We start from the raw sequence: 17,510 nt of genomic DNA on the forward strand, positions 1-17,510 counted from the left end.
CCGGTCGCCCGGCGGGTGAACGATCCGCCGCTCCCCCGGTGGGGGTGGGGATTGCCCCAAGCTGTAACGTGGCGATCTTCGGGCGGCGTAGGCCCCCGGAGTCCCAAAGGTGAATTTCCATGACGATCGACGAGCTGCCCATCGCGTGGAGGCTGTCCCCCGAGGACGTCCAGGCGGGGTGGCGTGCGCTGTGGTGGACCGTGGGACCGGACGGCGAACTCGCCGTGATGCTGGTCCAGCGCAGGTACCTGAGCCGCGACAAGTATCCCCGCGGGTGGGTCGGATGGCATGTCGAGACGCCCTTCGACGGGGAACTGGTCATCACCTCAGGGCAGGAGCAGCGGCGCATCCCGGTCGAAGGGATCGACATGCGGCCCAGACATCTGGCCCTGCTCCCCGGATCCCGGTTCCTGCTGGCGTCGGGCCGTACCCGCCGGGACGCGGAGGGAGACTGGCGGGCGAACGCCGTCGTGTACTCCCCCGAGGGTCGACAAGAGGGCTCCTTCTGCCTCGGTGACGACATTCCGGCCCTGGTCACCGACCGCAGCGGGGGGATCTGGACCGCCTACGGCGACGAGGGTGTCTACGGCGGCCACCCGGAGTCCGCGGCCGGCCTGGCGGGCTGGAACACCCGGGGTGTCGCCACGTGGGCGCCGAAGGGGAGACTTCCCGACTGGCCGCTGGAGGGCTGCACGGCCGCCACGGAAGGCGAGTCAGTGTGGCTGGTCTGGTACAGCCCCAAAGGAACCTTTCTCACCAGGATCACACCCTCCACCGGCGAAGTCGCGAGCTACCGCAGCCCGGTGAAAACCCCGGACGGATTCGCCGTGCGCGGCACACGGGTGGTCCTGACCAGCCGCGACCACTACAAGCGCAGGACCACCGTGACCCGCGCGGAGTTGGTTGGCGACGTGTGTGTCACCACCGGCCAGGAGCGGGTGCGGGTGCCCGGGCGGGTGGTGATGCATTGCGGCCAGGGCCGCGACGGCACCCTGTTTCTCCGCGCCGGCCGCACCTGGGTGCGTATCGAAGCCTGAGACCCGCGGCTGCCAGACCCGCGGCAGGGAGCCCGTGAAGGTTCGCCGGTAGGCCGCCGGGGAGGCGCCGATCGCCGCCGAGAGGTGCCGGCGCAGGGAGACGGCCGCGCCGAAGCCCGCGTGGGCCGCGACGTCCTCGACGGATTCCTCGCGGGAACCGGCCTCTCCCTAGACCTTCCGCCATCATCACCCTGACGCCGACGTCAGTAGCCCGTTTGACCAACCGCAACGCTCAACAGCACAGACCGACGGACCTACGGTGCCGACAGTGCCGTGCGCTCGGCTTTCTCCAGCCAGTCGGTGTACCAGCGGGCGAACGTCACCGGTGTACCGTCGTCGTCGAGTAGCGGGGCGAGGTCGACGTCGTCCACCCGGCAGTCGGACCAAATTGTGCCACGGTGGCTGCCGCTGATGATCAGCCACTCTCTCTGGGCGCAGCCCAGGTGGGAGATCACGATGGCACCGGCAGTGCGCTGCGGGGCGAACATGGTGACCTCCCACCGCTCGTCCCACGCCTCAATGGCGTCGTCGAAGTCCTCGATGTCGTCGAAATCCTCTTCCTCGGGGCGTTGGGCAAGAAGGTCGTCGACCAGCTTCGGGTCCGGGCCTTGGTCGGGAAACGGCTCGGCAAGCCTCGACAGGTCGGCCAGGTCCGCGCCGTCACCTTCCCAACGCCAGCGGCCTTGCACGCGCCGAACCGGGAACAGGCCGTACGCGGGGCCAGCGCCACCTGCGCCAACGTGCAGCAAGAAGGTCCGGTACTCCTCTGGCAGCCGCACGCCCGTCTGAGCCTCGAGTTCGGAAAGCTCGCCCTCGCTAAGCGGGTCCTCCACGATCCACCTGTGCCCCGATGCACCGAACACCTTGCTGCCAAAAGGCCCTGCACCCGCCGCCTCGACCCGCTGACGCACGCCCGCCCACCACTGATCAGTCATGCACAGACCGTACGTGCAGCCACCGACACCTGGGGCGCGGGGACTGCCGGCCCGGCGGCCGACCACCCGGCCGCCGGGCCTGATCAAGCACAGTCGGACCTGCCGGACCCAACAGCGCTGACCGGTCTGACCGTGGCGGGCGGCGTGCAGTTCCTCCAACAGCGCCAAGGCCTCGTCGCGGGCGGCGGCCGCCGCGGTGTCGGCGGAGTCCCAGAGGCCGGGCAGGGGCCCGGCGGGCATCTCCAGGACCAGGCCATGGGCGGTGAGGGGGTCGGCGAGCACGGTGAGCTCGGTGGCGTCGCGGCTTAGCCGCTCATCACCGTCAAGGTCGAGGCCCGTCGCCCCGGGCAACTGCGGCAGCGGCTCGACGAGGAGACCGAGGGCCTGGCCGACGACATCGACCAGTGGAACATCGAGTTCATGGACCAGCCCGCCTCCATCGGCGCCCTGCCGCGGACCGCCTCTGATCAGTGGAAACTCCAGCCACACACCCGGGACGCCCCGGAGAAACGTCGGCGATATCGACTGCTCGGGCGAGGACATCGAGCACGACTGGCTCGCGCGCACGGGCTGTTGGAGCCACACCGGGCGGGTGCTGCTGACCTACGAGCAGGTACGCGGCTAGGAGCTGCCCGCGACCGAGGGCAAGCACGGCGATCCGAGGTGGCCGGCCTTCGCCCGCTGCTACGGCTTCGCCCCCCGTTGCGACCGGTTACACGACGGCGCGCCGGACGCGGCGGTCCGGGACGCGCTGGAGCGAACAGGGCCCGGCAAACGACAGCGGACGACGGCAAGGCGACAGGCCACAGGCGACAGGCGACCAGCACGGCACGCGCGGCACGGGAAGGGCCAAGGCGCCCGCCGGGCAGCGCCACAGGCGCGACAGCGGCGGGCCTGGTGACCGACCGGCGGTCTCGCGAACCGGCCCGGCGGCGGACACGCGGCCCGGCCCCAGCCAGGGCCGGCGCGTTCCGGCCGCGTGCGGCGGCGTGGCGTGCGCGGTGTCGAGGATGACGCGGGAGACGTCCAGGAACCCGGCGTCGGCCAGGCGGTGCAGCACGACTTCGTGCAGCCTTCCCCAGACGCCCGCCCCGGACCAGATCAGGAACCGGCGGTGGGCGGTCGACTTCGATATCCCGGAGCAGGGCGGCAGCGACCGCCAGGCGCACCCGCTGACCAGCACATAGACGATGACCGCGAACACCGTCTCATCAGGCGCGTTCTACGTTCCCCCGCCCTGTGGCCGTGTCCGTTGCCCCGGAATCAACGGCGATCTCCCACAAGCCGTCGGCACGATCCAGCTCCACGTTCCCGCGCCATACCGGGCCAACGTCCGCCTCACCACGCAGGACACACTCTCAACCACCGCTACGAACGCCATCCCCCCGACTCCCTGTCGTTCTCGGCCTCGCTGCCGCTCTCTGCTGCTACAAGCGACTCGTCCGACTCACCACATAGGACACGGTCGTACTTCATGGCCGCTTCGCGCGAGCAGGGTCGATTAACCGATCCCGCGGCGGGAGGGTGGCTGTGAATACCGGGAGGAGTTCGCCGCCGGCGGAGACGTTGATGACCGCGTTCGTTGAGATGCGTGTCAAGCAGCCGGTGACCAGGTCGCCCAGCAGCATAGGATCGGTGCCCTCGATGAGTCGGTGAAATGAGAGCCGGCCGTTGATGAGGAGAGGATATTCGGCTGTCGGGGCGCGAACGCGCTCTTGCAGCACGTGGGGGGTCAGGAGAGCTCTCCCGAGGGCCGCGTCCCAGGAACTGGGCGAGGTTTCCCAGCCGCAAAGCACACCATAGCCGGCGCCGGCGTTGTCGGGCTTGAGGACCAAGCGGTTACGGTGCTCATGGGCGAACTGCAAGAGATCGACGTCCTCGGCCTGATACAGGACGCGGCCAGGGCGGACGGAGCGAGACCACGGCACGTGACGGAGCACCGCGGCCGCTTCATCGTCGGGAAGCCAGCTCTGCACCCGCTCATCGCTCAGGAGCCCGAACACCGCCTTGCGCTGGGAGAGTCCCGCCGCCAGTGGGTTGACGACCGCGCAAGCGCCTGTTGCCACCGCCTTCACCAGCGGATGGCTCAACACATCGGGGCCGAGCCTGCGATACAGCTCGAAGACGGGCACGCGCCGGTAGACGAGCGTGACGGGGCACCGCCTTCCTTCCGAGATGCGGGCCGTCAGTTTGCCGCGCGAGAAGGACAGATCGTCAGGCGTGCATACCAGCGCCGGCACGCCTCTGTCCCGGAAAGCGGAGCAGACCAGGTCGAACTCACCCGCCCACGCGCCCTCCGGCCAGTCCACCACCGCCACAGACGGGTTGGCCCCCGGCTCACCTGCAGCATGCCAGGCACTGAGCAACAGGTCGACGACGCGCTCCAGCATGGGAACGGGCTGGAGGCTGACGCTTTCACTCAGACCCCGCAGCGCGGCCGTGGAGGTGTAGATGCCCGCGAGTTGTTCCTGGACGATCACACATGCGCAGCTGTCGGCGTTGTACTCCACGAAGCGCACCTCCTGCCCGCTGCCGAATCCATCCAGTCGCCCGATCAGGCCGGCTTCCTCCCCCGGGCCCGGCACGCGGGCCAGAGCCCTCTCAATCGGATCGAGCACGACACTGTCGCGCACGGCGGCGGGCAGTCCGCCGCCGGGAGACAGAAGATGCGAGGCCAGCCTGCGTGCTGCACGTGCGACTAGACGACCCCGTTCAGCAACAGACTGATGTTCGGCAGCCGGCATCAGCCGAGGACGCAGCACACGCGTCATAGGCCGATCCCCGTACATCAACCCCAGAGATCGCTGACCGGTTACCAGTTGCTTATGCGTCAGCTCCGCAATCCTGGGTGCGCTGAGAAACTCATGGTAGCGATTCACCAGAGCCTGGTGCGCATAATTCCCGTCCGCCGTATCGGGCATTACGATCACGCAACCTCCTGAGCTTTTCCTGGATGCGCCGGTATCTCCTCGGATAGTTACGCCGAGCATTCCTCATCCGGCCGGATCCAGCACATCGTCCAGCCCCGCGCGCGACATGAACCGATCGGACACGGTGAAAGCGCTTCTCGACGCTCGTGAACCGTTTTCATCCTGAATATGTGCAGGTCAGCAGAGTGCGGACGGCTTGGACGGCTGTGCCGATGCCGCGGGTGGAACAGCGGGCTCGCCGCAGGAACCGCCAGTTGAGTGGGGCGAAGGGGTGTTCGCCGGGGGGCTCGGACGTACATCCGCCGCCTAGTACACCAATCAGGTCGGCCGGTCGGTGCCGGCGGGCCGGACGAGCTGCATCAGGCCCTCGTTGATCCGGACGGACTGCACGCCGTCGGCGCAGTCGAGGAACGCGCTCCAGGTTGCGAGGGCGGTCTCGGTGTTGCCGCGCTTGAGCTGGACGTGGCCGAGGTCGGCGAGCACGATCACCCGCGTTCTCTTGCGGTCCAGGCCGACCGCTCCAACGTCGACGCCGTGCACACCGGTGACTGCTGGGCCGCAGCCCGCAGCGGCGGGTGTCTCTCGCCCGCCAACGCTCCCCATTGGTCGCCGGCGAACTGACACAGTGAAAACCCGCCCGGCGTCAGCTGTATCCGCGAGGTTCGAGGTCTGAGGTGGGTCGGTGGGCCGCGCGGAAACAGGGTGGCCGTGGTCGCCGGCACCAGCCCGCCTTGAGGAGTTTGTGCTGCAGGGGACGGTGCGTTCAGCATCTGCCTCGCGAGCCCCGGCCTGCGCTCGCGGTCTCCGTGGGCGCGGAGAGCAGCAGGTGACGCTGCGGGTGCAGCCCGGGTACGGGGGACCATCCCCGCGGGCGCGGGGAGCAGGGGCCATCAGGCGACGGCCGGGCGAGGCGGGCGAGGTGCGCCTCGCGCAGCTCCTCCCAGGGGGTGCACTGCTCGGGGTCGGGCAGGCCGTTGGTGGCGATGACCGTTGGCGGATCTGTCGTTTCGCACTGGCAGGTCTCGTTAGCGCTGATCCACGTCGTGTGCAGCCCGGCCCGCGCGGGAGCGATCCGGCGATGGCGTGATCCCTATGACGGCTGAAGACGAGGCGCTGGTCGGCGGCATGGCGAACGCGGGGGCAGTCTTCCGCCGAGGGGAGTTGGTGGAGCGGCCGGCACCGCGCAACGCGCGCGCCCTCCATGCCTATCTCCTTGAGCTGAAGGAGCACGGCTTCGACGCGGCGCCGACCCCTGTCGGTCTCACCGCGGATGGCCATGAGCAGCTGGCTTTCATCCCTGGCGACGTGGCTCTGCCGCCGTTCCCTGACCGGGCGATGACACGTTCTGCCCTCGACTCGGTGGAGAGGCTGCTGCGGCGTCTGCATGAGACCAGCGCGGCCGTCGCGGTCGACACCCGCGCCGAGTGGCCCCGGACCTCGCCGACCCGGAGGGGGAACGATGGTGTGCCACAACGACGTGTGCCCGGACAACGTCGTCTTCCGCGACGGTCGCGCCGCGGCCCTGATCGATTTCGACTTGGCGGCCCCGGGCCGTGCTCTGTGGGACATCGCCATGACCGCCCGCTATTGGGTGCCCATGCTTGATGGCGAGTTCCCGGCCGCTCTCTATCCTCCCGGGCTGGATGCGGCCGCACGGCTGCGGATTCTTGCCGACAGCTCCGGCCTCTCGGCTAGGGACCACGCCGAGTTGCCCGGCGTCATCGAGCAGGCCACGGAGGTCTGCCGGGCCTTCACCGCCCGTCGCGTGGCCGGCGGAGACCCCGGCTATCTCCAGGCGTCGGCCGAGCGCGGTGGGTGGGAACGCCGGGACCGCATGTCGACCTGGCTGGTGAACCACCGTCAGACGTTCACAGCTGCCCTGCTGAACTGACCGGCCTGGACGTTCGAGGACAGAACCACAAAAGCAGGCTGTCCGTGCCTCGGAGGGACGGATTCGCACCCTTGCTGACCATGGTTGTCCGCTCCGAAGGGCACGCTATGGGCACGGCGTCGCGAGATGGCGGGGTGTCGTGTCCACGATGCCTTCTCTTCGCCCGGGAGCCGTCGATACGTAGCCCGACTGTGGCTACTCGTTGTGACTGCACACGAATGCCGATCCCTTGCGCCTGGTTCGGAAATGTGCCGCGTGGCGTGGGCTTCTCCATGTGGTGAGAGGCTCAGGTCCGCCCACTGCGCGTACTGTCGCGGGCCGTGCCCTGCCGGTCGCGGTACCCCCGGACGGAGTACGTGCGGTCGTGCGGACGTACAGGCGAGGCGAGGGTGGTTACGGCGGCGACCGCCCATGTCGCCGCGGCCCTCCCACCTAGCCTGCGAGGGAATCGACATGACGCAGAGCACCGATGCCAAGCCCGCGGAGCGCCAGGTCGCGGAGGCCAACACGGCTGTGCGGGAGCGGTTCGCCTTCGACGACGAGCGGGATCTCGAGGACGCGCGGCGCGGTTTCATGGGCACAGCGGCGGAGAGCGTGATCCAGGGCCGGGACGAGCGCGCGGTGTGGGACCTGTGCGCGTACGGGTTCCTCGACCAGGACTGCCCCGAGACGGCCAATCCCAGCCTGTGGCGGCAGAGCAGGCTGTGTTCCGACCACGGGCTGTTCGAGGTGACCGAGGGCATCTACCAGGTGCGCGGTTTCGACCTGTCGAACATGACGATCGTGGAGGGGGAGCGAGGGATCCTGGTCATCGATCCACTGCTGTGCGCCGAGACCGCGGCGGCGGGGCTGGCCCTCTACCGTTCCCACCGGGGTGAGCGCCCGGTGAGCGCCGTGCTGTACACCCATAGCCACGCCGACCACTTCGGTGGCGTCCGGGGCGTCGTCACGGAGGAGGATGTCGCCGGCGGTGTGCCGGTGTTCGCCCCGCACGGTTTCCTGGAGCACGCGGTCAGCGAGAACGTCTACGCCGGTACGGCGATGGGCCGGCGCGCCGCCTACATGTACGGTGCCGCACTGCCGAAGGGCGGGCGGGGGCAGATCGGCGCGGGCCTCGGGCAGACCACGTCCACCGGCGCGGTCGGCCTGATCCCGCCGACGGCGGACATCACCCGCACCGGGCAGACGGAGACCGTCGACGGGATCCGGATGGTCTTCCAGCTCACCCCGGGCACAGAGGCGCCCGCGGAGCTGAACATCCACTTCCCGGACCACGCGGCGCTGTGCATGGCGGAGAACGCCACCCACAACCTGCACAACCTGCTGACCCTGCGGGGTGCGGAGGTCCGCGACCCGCGCGTGTGGGCCCGCTACCTCACCGAGGCCATCACCCTGTTCGCGGGATCCAGCGACGTGGCGTTCGCCTCCCACCACTGGCCGACCTGGGGCCGCGACCGGGTGCTGACGTTCCTGAGCGAGCAGCGCGACCTGTACGCCTACCTCCACGACCAGACCGTACGCATGCTCAACCAGGGCCTGACCGGTCTGGAGATCGCCGAGGAGATGACACTGCCTCCCGCTCTGGAACGGGCCTGGCACACCCACGGCTACTACGGCTCGGTCAGCCACAACACCAAGGCCATCTACCAGCGGTACATGGGCTGGTTCGACGGCAACCCGGCGCATCTGTGGGAGTACCCGCCGGCGAAGTCCGCGCAACGGTACGTGGAGTTCATGGGCGGCGCCGACGAAGTCCTGCGCCGGGCCCAGCAGTCGTTCGCCGCCGGTGACTTCCGCTGGGTGGCCCAGGTCGTCAACCACGTCGTCTTCGCCGACCCGGACAACGCCGAAGCCCGCGCGCTCCAGGCCGACGCGCTGGAACAACTCGGGTACGGCAGCGAGAACGGCACCTGGCGGAACTTCTACCTCATGGGCGCGCTGGAGCTGCGTCACGGCTCGGTCGGCACCCCCACGGTCACCGCCTCGCCCGACGTGTTGGCGGCCCTGTCCCTGGAGCAGCTCTTCGACGCCCTCGCCATCCGGGTGGACGGCCCGCGCAGCTGGGACGCGGACATCACCGTGCGCTGGAACCCGGCTGGCGGCGAGCCGGTCACCCAGCGGCTGCGCAACGGCGTCCTCACCCAGGTCAGGGCCGCGAGCCCGGACGGGGCCGAACCGGACACCGAGATCACCCTCACAGAGAGCGACCTGCGGGCCGTCCTGCTCGGCACCCTCACCCCGGACGAGCTGGCGGCCCGGGACACCGTCACGGTCACCGGAGACATCGGCCGGCTGACCGACCTGTTCGCCCACCTCGCCGCTCCCGACCCGGACTTCGCCATCGTCACGCCGTGAGCCGCAGACAGGCCGCCGAGGTGAAGAGCCGGGCGATCGAGGTGAAGAGCCGGGTGATCACGCGACGACTGCTGCCGGCTCCGGGGAAGCCGAAGCCCGCGGACGTGGGTGCGGGACTGGTGACGGGGCTGTTCTCGATCCCCCGCACGTCTCAACCCGCCCTCTGCGCACTGGCCGCCGCCACCCTCCCCCTGACCCTGCACACTTCCCCACCCCCTGGACGACGAGCCCACCCCCCGCCCCCGGTGCCACAGCGAGCCCCACGTCGGACGAGAACGCGTCGCCGCCCCCCCCACGCGCACCGCACCGGCACCCCAGTCCGGTGTGCCGTCTCCCGGCACCACCCCACACCACTCCACCAGCCCCACGCCCACGACCTCCGGCCCCGCGGCAATCCCTACACCCACCGCCCGGGTGCTCCGGGGCACCCCGCGAGCAACCACGACACCCCCGCCCAGGCGCTCCGCCGCACCGCTCGACCGGCCACCGGCGCGGTCGGCGCGCACCCCCTGGACGCTGCATGCCGACCGGCTCGTCCTGCGCGCCGTCATCTTCCACGGCACGGTCACCGTGCCCACCGCGGCCGGAGCCCGGCGGGCACTGAAGTTCACCGTCCGGTCGCTGGAGGCCCTCGGTCTCGGCCTCACGGCGGGGAACGGAGACGCGGCGATCCGGCTGCGAACCGGGCCCACGACCACATCGACGCTCAAGGGGGACGGCGGCAAGGGCGTGGTGACCCTCTACATCAGCGCGTTGTCCGGCACGGTCACGGCCCTCGGCGGCACGCCGCTCCCGGGGAACCGGCCCGTCACCATCACTCCGGACGCCGTTCCCGCCTGGCTGGCCCCCGCCGGCCCCGCACGCACGATCGCCTTCACCGACACCACCGTCTCCCCCCTCGCGCAGTACGGCGGCAACCTGTCCCTCACAGGGCTGCGCCTGGATTCGTAGATCCCCCCCAACGGCTCCCTGCCGGCACGAGCACTCCTCACCCGAACGGCCCAGCCTTCGTGGCCGGAAGCCGCTGGGGAGCGGAAGGTCGAAGCATGTGAGGCGGGCCGCCTGATCGTCGCCCGCCACGGGAGAACGGAGCGCGACCATGTCCGCACAACCTCACCCGGGAGCGCCGTCCGGCGGTTACGGCCCGCCCCCCACCGGACACAGCGCCTTGGCCACCGGCGGCGCCACCTTCGCCGGCGTCCTGCTGCTCGTCAACGGCATTCTGGCGATCTTCCAGGGCATCTCCGCGATCGCCAAGGACGACGTCTACGCCCGCATCGGCGACTATGTCTACAAGATCAACCTCACCGGCTGGGGCTGGATCCTGCTGATCCTCGGCGTCATCGCCGCCATCACGGGCTGGGGCATCCTCTCCCGCGCCTCCTGGGCCCGCCCCGTCGGCATCGCGCTGGCGTCGCTGAGCCTGATCGCGCAGTTCCTGTTCCTGCCGTACCAGCCGCTGTGGTCGATCATCGTCATGGCCATCGACGTCTTCGTGATCTGGGCCCTCGCCTCCTACCAGCTGGAGCCCACCCGGCGATGACACGCCGACGGCGATGTCTCCAACCGGATCACCGGGGCACAGTGCCGTGACGGGCGTCGAGTCGCGGCGTGGAGCCCACCCAACGGGGTTGTAGTGGATCCTGGCGTGCTCGCAGTTCGCGCTGTAGCGGACGCATCCGGATGAGGGGGTGTGGCGGCGGTCCCAGTCGTGCTGTGCGGCCGGACACGCCTTGGGCGTGAACCTCGCCTTCGCCATCCCGCTGTTCCTGCTGGAGGCCGCCTGGCTCGCGCTGGACTCGGTATACGGCTACGGGCTCGAAGTGAATGCCGGCGCGCATGAGTACCCGTACTCGACCGCGGGCGCCGCGCCCTGCGCGGATCAGGGCAATCACGTGTCGCCACGCTCAACGGACAGGACCAGGGGCCAGCAGCTGTCCCGTCGCGACTTCAGCGCAGCCGCCTTTCCTGCCGACTGGAGGACGCAGGGCCACTTCACCCTCGGATCGGACTAGATAACAAACGAACCCCAGGTCTCTGACCTGCGCCTTCTTTGGAGAGCGGGTGACGAGAGTCGAACTCGCACTCTCCTTGCGCTGCTGACCGCCACGGTGTCCTGGATCCTCGGCATCTATCCTGCTCCGGCCCGGCGGCGGGCGCCGGCACTGCGCATCTCGCAACTGCGCCGCTCCCATCGGGCGGCCGGGCTGACCGACTCGGACGCGAGCGTGGCGTTCCTCGGCCGGCTCGCCGCCGACATCGCCCGTACCTGCGTGGACTTCCTCCAGTACCCGGACTCCAACTACTTCTATGACGGCGCGGGTGACACCTCGTTCGCCCTCACCCTCGGTTACGCCGCCCACCTCGCCCAGGAAGCGACGCGTAGGGGGCACCCCGGCGCCCGGTGTGCCGCGGCCGTGCTCGCCACTTCCTTGGACGACCTCGCCACCGTGCTCGACGAGCGGTTCCTGCACATCGGCGGTACGCGGCAGCAGATTTTCGCCGCTTACGCCCGTGACCACGGCAGCCGCTGACCGGGCGGGCCGGTGGTGATGGGCATGACCCGGCCGGGGCCGTCCACGGGCGCGACTTGTCCCTCCGGTCTCCGGGTCACAGCTCCTTGGCCGGCCAGTCCAGCAGCCGGGCGCCGATGACCGCGGTCTGCAGCATGTAGCGGTGGGCCGGGTCGGCCGGGTTGGCGCCGGTGAGTTTGTGGATGCGTTCCAGGCGGTAGGTCATGGCCCGGACGCTGAGGGACAGGCGGCGGGCGGCCTCGGCGGCGACGCAGCCGGAGTCGAAGTAGGCGGTGAGCGTGTCGAGGAGCGGGTCGGCGCCGCCGCGTGCCGTGGTGAGCGAGCCGAGGGTGCCGAGTCCGCCCGCCCGGTGTGGCGGCCCTTTGACGGCGTGTGCCGACAGCCTCCGCGACGGCATGGGGGCAGGCTCTGGCGCCGAGGATCACGGTCGCGGTGGCCGTCGACCGGTCACCGGCGTCGCACGTGCCCCGGCCGCAGCCCGCGCCGGGCTCACCAGCCTTCCGCGGGCCAGCGCTCAGTGAGCGCCGTGAGCGAAAAGTTCCACAGGGCTCCCGCGTGCGCAAGACATCCGCCGAGGAGACCGCCGACCTCGTGGGGCGCCGTGGTGGGGGATCGGGCACGGGCCGTGACCGCTTGTGTGAGCGGGTGGAGCTGCCGCTCATCAGGACGTGCGGATGGATCCAGTCCGGTGGGTTCCGGTGAGCAGGGCTTCGGCATGCCTGCGGAAAGCGGTGACCAGACGGCTGCGGTCCCCGGTGCGGGTGGCGAGCACGACCTGGCTCGGTTCGACCCCGTGCAACGGGACGGTGGTGAGGCTGGGGTGCAGGCCGGTCGCATGGTCGAGGGGCGGCCCGATGGCCACGGCCTGCCCGGCGGCGATGAGTTCGTGTTTGTCCTCAAGGGCCTCGGCCAGTGGCCCGTCGGGCGCGGGCCGCCCGTCGGGCCGAGGATCGAGCCGCCAGTAGGCGTTCAGCAGAGGGTCGGACTGGCGTACATGAGGGATAGGCTCGTCGGCGATGTCGTCGAGGGTGACCGACTCCTTGCCGGCCAGACGGTGGTCGCGGGGTACGACCAGCACGCGCGGTTCGTCGTAGAGGACGGTGACGCGCAGCCGGTCGGTGGGGAACGGCAGCCGCGTCACCACCGCGTCGACGCGGTGCTCCAGCAGCGCGCTGCGGGAGTCGTTCCAGGCGAGCAGACGGGTGTGGACCTCGGCATCGGGATCGCCCTCCCTCAGGGCCCGCACCGCCGCGGTGATGACCAGCCCCTTGCTGTAGCCGATGGTGATGCTGCTGGGCCGGGCCGCGGCCCGGGCGCGGGCCATCGCCTCGACCGCGGAGCGCAGCAGCTCCTTGGCTTGGGGCAGGAACACCTCGCCGGCCTCGCTGAGCCGGGTGCCGCGCGTGGTGCGGTCGAGCAGGCGGACGCCCACCTGCTGTTCGAGGCGGCGGATCTGCCGGCTCAGCGACGGCTGGGTGGTGTGCAGCGCCTCGGCGGCACGGGCGAAGTGCTGGTGCTCGGCGACCACCGTGAAGCACTGCACGAGCCGGAGGTCCAGGTCCACGGGTACGGGGAAACGTTCGGGCATTGCTCCAACCTAGCTGGTGTTATACGCGGAACGTATTACATGTACAGGAACAATCATTGGACCGCGCGCTCATCGCGGCCTCACCGTGGTGACCATGACATCGGACCGCGTGACACCGTTTCGTATCGACATTCCGGACAGCGCCCTGGAGGATCTGAAGGACCGGCTCCGTCGGGTACGCCTTGCCGGCCGGGAGACGGCGCCGGACAGTAGCCAGGGGATGCGGCGGGAGTGCCTCGAGGAGTTGCTGGAGTACTGGGCCACCGGGTACGACTGGCGCGTTCTGGAGCGGCGGCTCAACGAACTGGGCCAGTTCCGTACCACCATCGACGGTCTCGGCCTCCACTTCATGCACGTACGCTCGCCGCGCCCCGACGCCACCCCGCTGTTGCTGCTGCATGGATGGCCGGGCTCGTTCCTGGAGTTCCTCAAGACCGTCGGCCCGCTCACCGGGCACGGCTTCCACCTCGTCGTCCCCTCGATGCCCGGCTACGGCTTCTCCGACCAGCCCACCTCGACAGGCTGGGACCCGGACCGGATCGCCCGCGCGTACGGCGTGCTCATGCGGCGTCTCGGCTACGACTCCTACCTGGCGCAAGGGGGCGACTGGGGCGGCGTCGTCGCGACCCGCATGGGGGCACAGCGCCCGGCGGGCCTGCGTGCGATCCACGTCAACTTCCCTGAGTTCCTGGCCGCACCGCCGGTCGGCGATGATCCGACCCCTGAGGAGAAGGCCGCACTCCAGCAGGGCAGCCTCTTCTCCGCGGCCCATTCCGGATACCACGTAGTGCAGCGCACCCGGCCGCAGACCATCGGCTACGCCCTGACCGATTCCCCGGCCGGGCAGGCCGCCTGGATCTACGAGAAGTTCCACGACTGGGCCCGGCCCGGCGCCCTCACCCCCGATGAGATCCTCGACCACATCTCCCTGTACTGGTTCACCGGCACCGCTGCTTCCTCGGCCCGCCTGTACTGGGAGTACGCCCGGCAGCCACTCGCTCTGACCGAGGTTGACCTTCCTGTCGGGGTCAGCGTCTTCCCGGACGAACTGACGCGTACCCCGCGCATCTGGGCCGAACGCGCCTATCACGACCTGCGCTACTTCAACGACGACATTCCCGCGGGCGGCCACTTCGCCGCCCTGGAGCAACCCGAGCTGTTCGTCGAGGAGATCGTCAAGTTCGCTCGGACGGTGGCCGCGTGAAGACGGTCGTGATCACCGGGGGCACGGACGGCACCGGGCGCGCCGCCGATCCGGTCGTGCCCGACTTCGGCGGTGCCGGGCGTTCCGCGCCTCCACGGCGGGGCGGCCTTCAGCAGCGGACGCGGAATCACGGCCTCACCGCGATGATCCAGACCGGAAGCGAGGAGATCCTGCCGTTCCCGGATTCCGGCACCCCGGGCCCCCGTGGCCGTGAGCGAGGGGGTCGCCGTCCCGCTGGACCCTCAGGCGTCCTCCCCGGCCGGCGTACGGCGGCTCCACGACTACACCCGAGAGGTGCCCGCCCGATGAGATGGGTCAGCTACCGATCCGCCGACGGCTCCACGCGCTGCGGTGTGGTGCACGACAACAAGATCCACGCCATGGGCGGGGACCTGTTGGAGCTGCTGCGCGCCGAAGGCGGGCTGGAGGCCGCCGCGACCAGGGAACCGACTGAGACCGTCGAGCTGGCTACGGCCGACCTGCTGGCGCCGATACCGGTGCCCCCGGCGGTCCGCGACTTCGCCGCATTCGAACGTCACATCAGCAACGCGGGCAAGGCAGCCGTCGGCGACGGCACGGTCAGTCCAGTCTGGTACGAATATCCGCTCTTCTACTTCTCCAACCCGGCGGCGATCAAGGGACCGTACGACGAGGTCCCCATCGCCCCGGGAGCCCGGTTGTGGGACTACGAGGTCGAGGTCGCCGCGGTGATCGCCGGGAACTGCTCGAACCTCGACGCCGCCGCGGCGGAGAACCACATCGCCGGCTACCTGGTCTACTGCGACTGGAGCGCACGCGATATCTCGGCGAGCGAGATGGGGTTCGTGTACGGCCCGTCCAAGAGCAAGGACGCCTCGACCAGCCTCGGCCCGTTCCTCGTCACCGCCGACGAACTGGAGCCCTACCGCTCGGGCAAGGGCTATGCGTTGCGGATGGACGGATACGTCAACGACGAGCATTACGGCGGCGGCAGCTGGGACGAGATCCACTGGTCGTTCGGCGAGATGCTGGCGCACGCGTCGCGCGGTACCACACTGCGAGCCGGTGACATCATCGCCAGCGGCCCCGTGGGCACCGGCTGCATCCAGGAGCTGTCCGGCCACCGCCCCTACCTGACACCGGGAGACACGGTCCGGATCGAAGTGCGGGAACTCGGCGCGATCTCCGCACGGATCACGGCTCCGGAGCCGTCCTGACGTACCCGATACACCACAGCCGATTTCGATCCTTCCACTTGCCAGGAGACCACGACGATGCATCTCGCCGGCACCTTCGCTCGCGCCGACATGGACCTCGACGCCGTCCGCGAGGTCAGCCTCGCCATCAACGCGACCCACCTGTTCGTCTACTTCGTCCCCGAGGCACCGGAAGAGGCCGCCAGGCTGGGCGTAACCGAGTACGCACCGGCGTACTGCGCGTTCCGGTCAGCCCCGATGGGTGCCGTACCGTGGCAGGTCACCCTCGCGGTCTTCTACAACTTCAGCCCGCGGTCGGTGCGGGCGATGACAGGCGTATGGGACACCGCGACGCCGAAGGAGTGGCAGGCCGCTCGCTTCGCGGCCGTCGGCCGTGCGTTGCGGCGCGTCGACGTGAACCTCACCGCCGATCAGGTCGCGGAGGCGCGATCGCTGATCGACCCGGTCGTCGCGAGCGCCGACTACGCCGGGAAGCCGATGGCTGCCGCCAACGCCTCGGTCCCCCTTCCCGCCGCTCCGCTCGTCGCGCTGTGGCAGCAGATCACGGTGCTGCGCGAGTGGCGCGGCGACGCGCATATCACCGTGCTCGCCGCCAACGGCCTCGGGCCGTGTGACTGCAACGTTCTGCAAACCGCGACAGGTCACTTCCCGGAAGCGATCGCGCGTGCCACCCGGCTGTGGGACGACGAGGAGGTGGCTGCGGCGACCACACGTCTCGCCGCCCGCGGCTGGCTCGACGCCGACGGCACCGCTACCGATGCCGGCATCACGGCGCGCGAGCGGATCGAGGTCGAGACCGACGAGCTCTGCGCCGCGTTGTGGACGCCGATCGGCGACACGGGGGTCCGCCGCCTCACTTCGCTCGTCCTGCCGATCCACGACGCGTTCACCGCGGCCGGGACATACCCCTTCCGCGTGGAGATGGGAGACTAGCGGTCCACCGCCGCAGAGGCCGTCAGGCAGGCCCCGTCCGCGTGCGGCCGCGACGCGCGGGCAGGCAGCGCGGGGTGACACTGGGGGGCTGGACCGGGTGCGAGGGCCGATGGCCCAGCGATCGCGGCCCTCCGGGCTCTCCCAGGGCCCGTCGGGCTCCGTCGCCGATTGCGGCGGGATTTCCGGTCCGCGCCGATGTACGGCAGTCCGAGGACGGTCCGCGCCGATGTACGGCAGTCCGGCGGCGGTCCGCGCCGGCTCAGGGCGCTAGCTCACGGTGGCGGTTCCGCGCAGGCCCACACTGCTCAGTCCCCGCCCGTGGCAGGAGCTGACGTTGGTGGTGGGCGCTGCCCGGCCAGCGATGTGCTGACCGGCCATCGGTCCCGAGGTGATGCGGCCGCTGAGGAACGAGTCGAGCGGTGTGTAGCCGCCCACGCCGGCCGCTGCGGGCGTCACGGACGAGCGTCCCACGACCCGTCCGGTTCGTCCCGGCCCGGAGTACCAGGTGATGGTGGCCGAGCCACGGACGCCGGTGACGCGCGTACAGGTGGCCCGGCCGCTGCCGCGTACGGTCAGGGTGCCGGAGCGGATGTTCTTCCGGCGGCCGTTCGGGGAGGTGCACTCGTTCAGGTTGACGGTGCCGCGTGCCGTCACGGTGCGTGGGCCGGCGGAGACCGCCGGGGAGAAAGTGACCGGCGCGGTGGTACGCATCGAGCAGCGGAGGGTGGCCGTCGCGCGGTTCGCGGGTGCCGTGTCCGGGGCGGCGGTGGCCGCCGGACCGGTGAGGCTGACGGCCAGCATCGTGGCCACCGCTGCCATCAGGGCGCGGGCCGGGTGGCGTTCGGTTCGGATTCCACGGGTCATCGGTGTGCTCCTTCGAGGCGTCGTACGAGGCGGTGAAGACGAT

Annotated in this window: 15 protein-coding genes and 4 pseudogenes; 11 read left to right on the forward strand and 8 right to left on the reverse strand. The window is 70.3% G+C overall.

Annotated features, from left to right (window positions below; genetic code table 11):
- Positions 1-119: 119 nt before the first annotated feature.
- Complete coding sequence (locus tag SCK26_RS00545) at positions 120-1,037, forward strand: hypothetical protein (protein ID WP_318199218.1); 918 nt, start codon at positions 120-122, stop codon at positions 1,035-1,037.
- Positions 1,038-1,291: 254 nt separating this feature from the next.
- On the opposite strand, the gene SCK26_RS00555 is transcribed toward SCK26_RS00545, so the two are convergent.
- Both SCK26_RS00555 and SCK26_RS00560 read right to left on the reverse strand, forming a co-directional pair.
- Positions 1,292-1,972: an SMI1/KNR4 family protein gene (locus SCK26_RS00555; protein WP_318205880.1), complete on the reverse strand. Its 681-nt coding sequence runs from the start codon at positions 1,970-1,972 to the stop codon at positions 1,292-1,294.
- 994 nt (positions 1,973-2,966) lie between these two features.
- A pseudogene (locus tag SCK26_RS00560) lies at positions 2,967-3,302 on the reverse strand (transposase); the annotation flags it as partial.
- 27 nt (positions 3,303-3,329) lie between these two features.
- Here SCK26_RS00560 and SCK26_RS37880 point away from each other — a divergent pair.
- Positions 3,330-3,430: pseudogene (locus tag SCK26_RS37880) on the forward strand (IS5/IS1182 family transposase); the annotation flags it as partial.
- 14 nt (positions 3,431-3,444) lie between these two features.
- Here SCK26_RS37880 and SCK26_RS00565 read toward each other — a convergent pair.
- Positions 3,445-4,902 (reverse strand): hypothetical protein, encoded by a 1,458-nt coding sequence (locus SCK26_RS00565; protein WP_318199219.1) that lies wholly within the window; start codon positions 4,900-4,902, stop codon positions 3,445-3,447.
- Between the two features lie 360 nt (positions 4,903-5,262).
- A pseudogene (locus tag SCK26_RS00575) lies at positions 5,263-5,415 on the reverse strand (tetratricopeptide repeat protein); the annotation flags it as partial.
- Positions 5,416-6,361: 946 nt separating this feature from the next.
- Between SCK26_RS00575 and SCK26_RS37885 the strand changes: the two are divergent.
- Positions 6,362-6,793, forward strand: a complete 432-nt coding sequence (locus tag SCK26_RS37885) for a phosphotransferase (RefSeq protein WP_412080688.1) — start codon at positions 6,362-6,364, stop codon at positions 6,791-6,793.
- Positions 6,794-7,246: 453 nt separating this feature from the next.
- Positions 7,247-9,148 carry an alkyl/aryl-sulfatase gene (locus SCK26_RS00585; RefSeq protein ID WP_318199220.1) on the forward strand — a complete coding sequence of 634 codons (1,902 nt, stop codon included), beginning with the start codon at positions 7,247-7,249 and terminating at the stop codon, positions 9,146-9,148.
- On the opposite strand, the gene SCK26_RS00590 is transcribed toward SCK26_RS00585, so the two are convergent.
- A complete protein-coding gene (locus SCK26_RS00590; RefSeq protein WP_318199221.1) occupies positions 9,138-9,296 on the reverse strand; it encodes a hypothetical protein in 159 nt (52 codons plus the stop codon). The two genes, SCK26_RS00585 and SCK26_RS00590, sit on opposite strands and share 11 nt — an antisense overlap.
- A gap of 266 nt (positions 9,297-9,562) precedes the next feature.
- On the opposite strand from SCK26_RS00590, the gene SCK26_RS00595 reads away from it, so the two are divergent.
- The 4 genes from SCK26_RS00595 to SCK26_RS00610 all read left to right on the forward strand — a co-directional run bounded on the left by SCK26_RS00595 (position 9,563) and on the right by SCK26_RS00610 (position 11,682).
- Positions 9,563-10,099, forward strand: coding sequence for a hypothetical protein (locus tag SCK26_RS00595; RefSeq protein WP_318199222.1), 537 nt, complete (start codon positions 9,563-9,565; stop codon positions 10,097-10,099).
- Positions 10,100-10,247: 148 nt separating this feature from the next.
- A complete protein-coding gene (locus tag SCK26_RS00600; protein WP_318199223.1) occupies positions 10,248-10,691 on the forward strand; it encodes a hypothetical protein in 444 nt (147 codons plus the stop codon).
- A 196-nt stretch (positions 10,692-10,887) separates the two neighbouring features.
- On the forward strand, positions 10,888-11,163 hold the full coding sequence (locus tag SCK26_RS00605) for a hypothetical protein (protein WP_318199224.1): 276 nt from the start codon (positions 10,888-10,890) through the stop codon (positions 11,161-11,163).
- A 96-nt stretch (positions 11,164-11,259) separates the two neighbouring features.
- Complete coding sequence (locus SCK26_RS00610) at positions 11,260-11,682, forward strand: hypothetical protein (RefSeq protein ID WP_318199225.1); 423 nt, start codon at positions 11,260-11,262, stop codon at positions 11,680-11,682.
- Between the two features lie 76 nt (positions 11,683-11,758).
- Here the strand turns inward: SCK26_RS00610 and SCK26_RS00615 are convergent.
- Together SCK26_RS00615 and SCK26_RS00620 are read right to left on the reverse strand one after the other, a co-directional pair.
- Positions 11,759-12,019: pseudogene (locus tag SCK26_RS00615) on the reverse strand (helix-turn-helix domain-containing protein); the annotation flags it as partial.
- A gap of 324 nt (positions 12,020-12,343) precedes the next feature.
- The gene (locus SCK26_RS00620) at positions 12,344-13,270 is read right to left on the reverse strand and encodes a LysR family transcriptional regulator (protein WP_318199226.1); all 927 of its coding nucleotides are present in this window, start codon (positions 13,268-13,270) and stop codon (positions 12,344-12,346) included.
- Positions 13,271-13,364: 94 nt separating this feature from the next.
- Here SCK26_RS00620 and SCK26_RS00625 point away from each other — a divergent pair, with 94 nt between their 5' ends.
- From SCK26_RS00625 to SCK26_RS00635, 3 genes are all read left to right on the forward strand, one after another.
- The gene (locus tag SCK26_RS00625) at positions 13,365-14,474 is read left to right on the forward strand and encodes an epoxide hydrolase (RefSeq protein ID WP_318199227.1); all 1,110 of its coding nucleotides are present in this window, start codon (positions 13,365-13,367) and stop codon (positions 14,472-14,474) included.
- A gap of 305 nt (positions 14,475-14,779) precedes the next feature.
- Positions 14,780-15,670, forward strand: coding sequence for a fumarylacetoacetate hydrolase family protein (locus tag SCK26_RS00630; protein WP_318199228.1), 891 nt, complete (start codon positions 14,780-14,782; stop codon positions 15,668-15,670).
- A 57-nt stretch (positions 15,671-15,727) separates the two neighbouring features.
- The gene (locus SCK26_RS00635) at positions 15,728-16,603 is read left to right on the forward strand and encodes an SCO6745 family protein (RefSeq protein WP_318199229.1); all 876 of its coding nucleotides are present in this window, start codon (positions 15,728-15,730) and stop codon (positions 16,601-16,603) included.
- Between the two features lie 267 nt (positions 16,604-16,870).
- On the opposite strand, the gene SCK26_RS00640 is transcribed toward SCK26_RS00635, so the two are convergent.
- A complete protein-coding gene (locus SCK26_RS00640; RefSeq protein WP_318199230.1) occupies positions 16,871-17,467 on the reverse strand; it encodes a hypothetical protein in 597 nt (198 codons plus the stop codon).
- Between the last annotated feature and the right edge of the window lie 43 nt (positions 17,468-17,510).

This window comes from Streptomyces sp. SCL15-4, from assembly GCF_033366695.1.
Classification (GTDB): domain Bacteria; phylum Actinomycetota; class Actinomycetes; order Streptomycetales; family Streptomycetaceae; genus Streptomyces.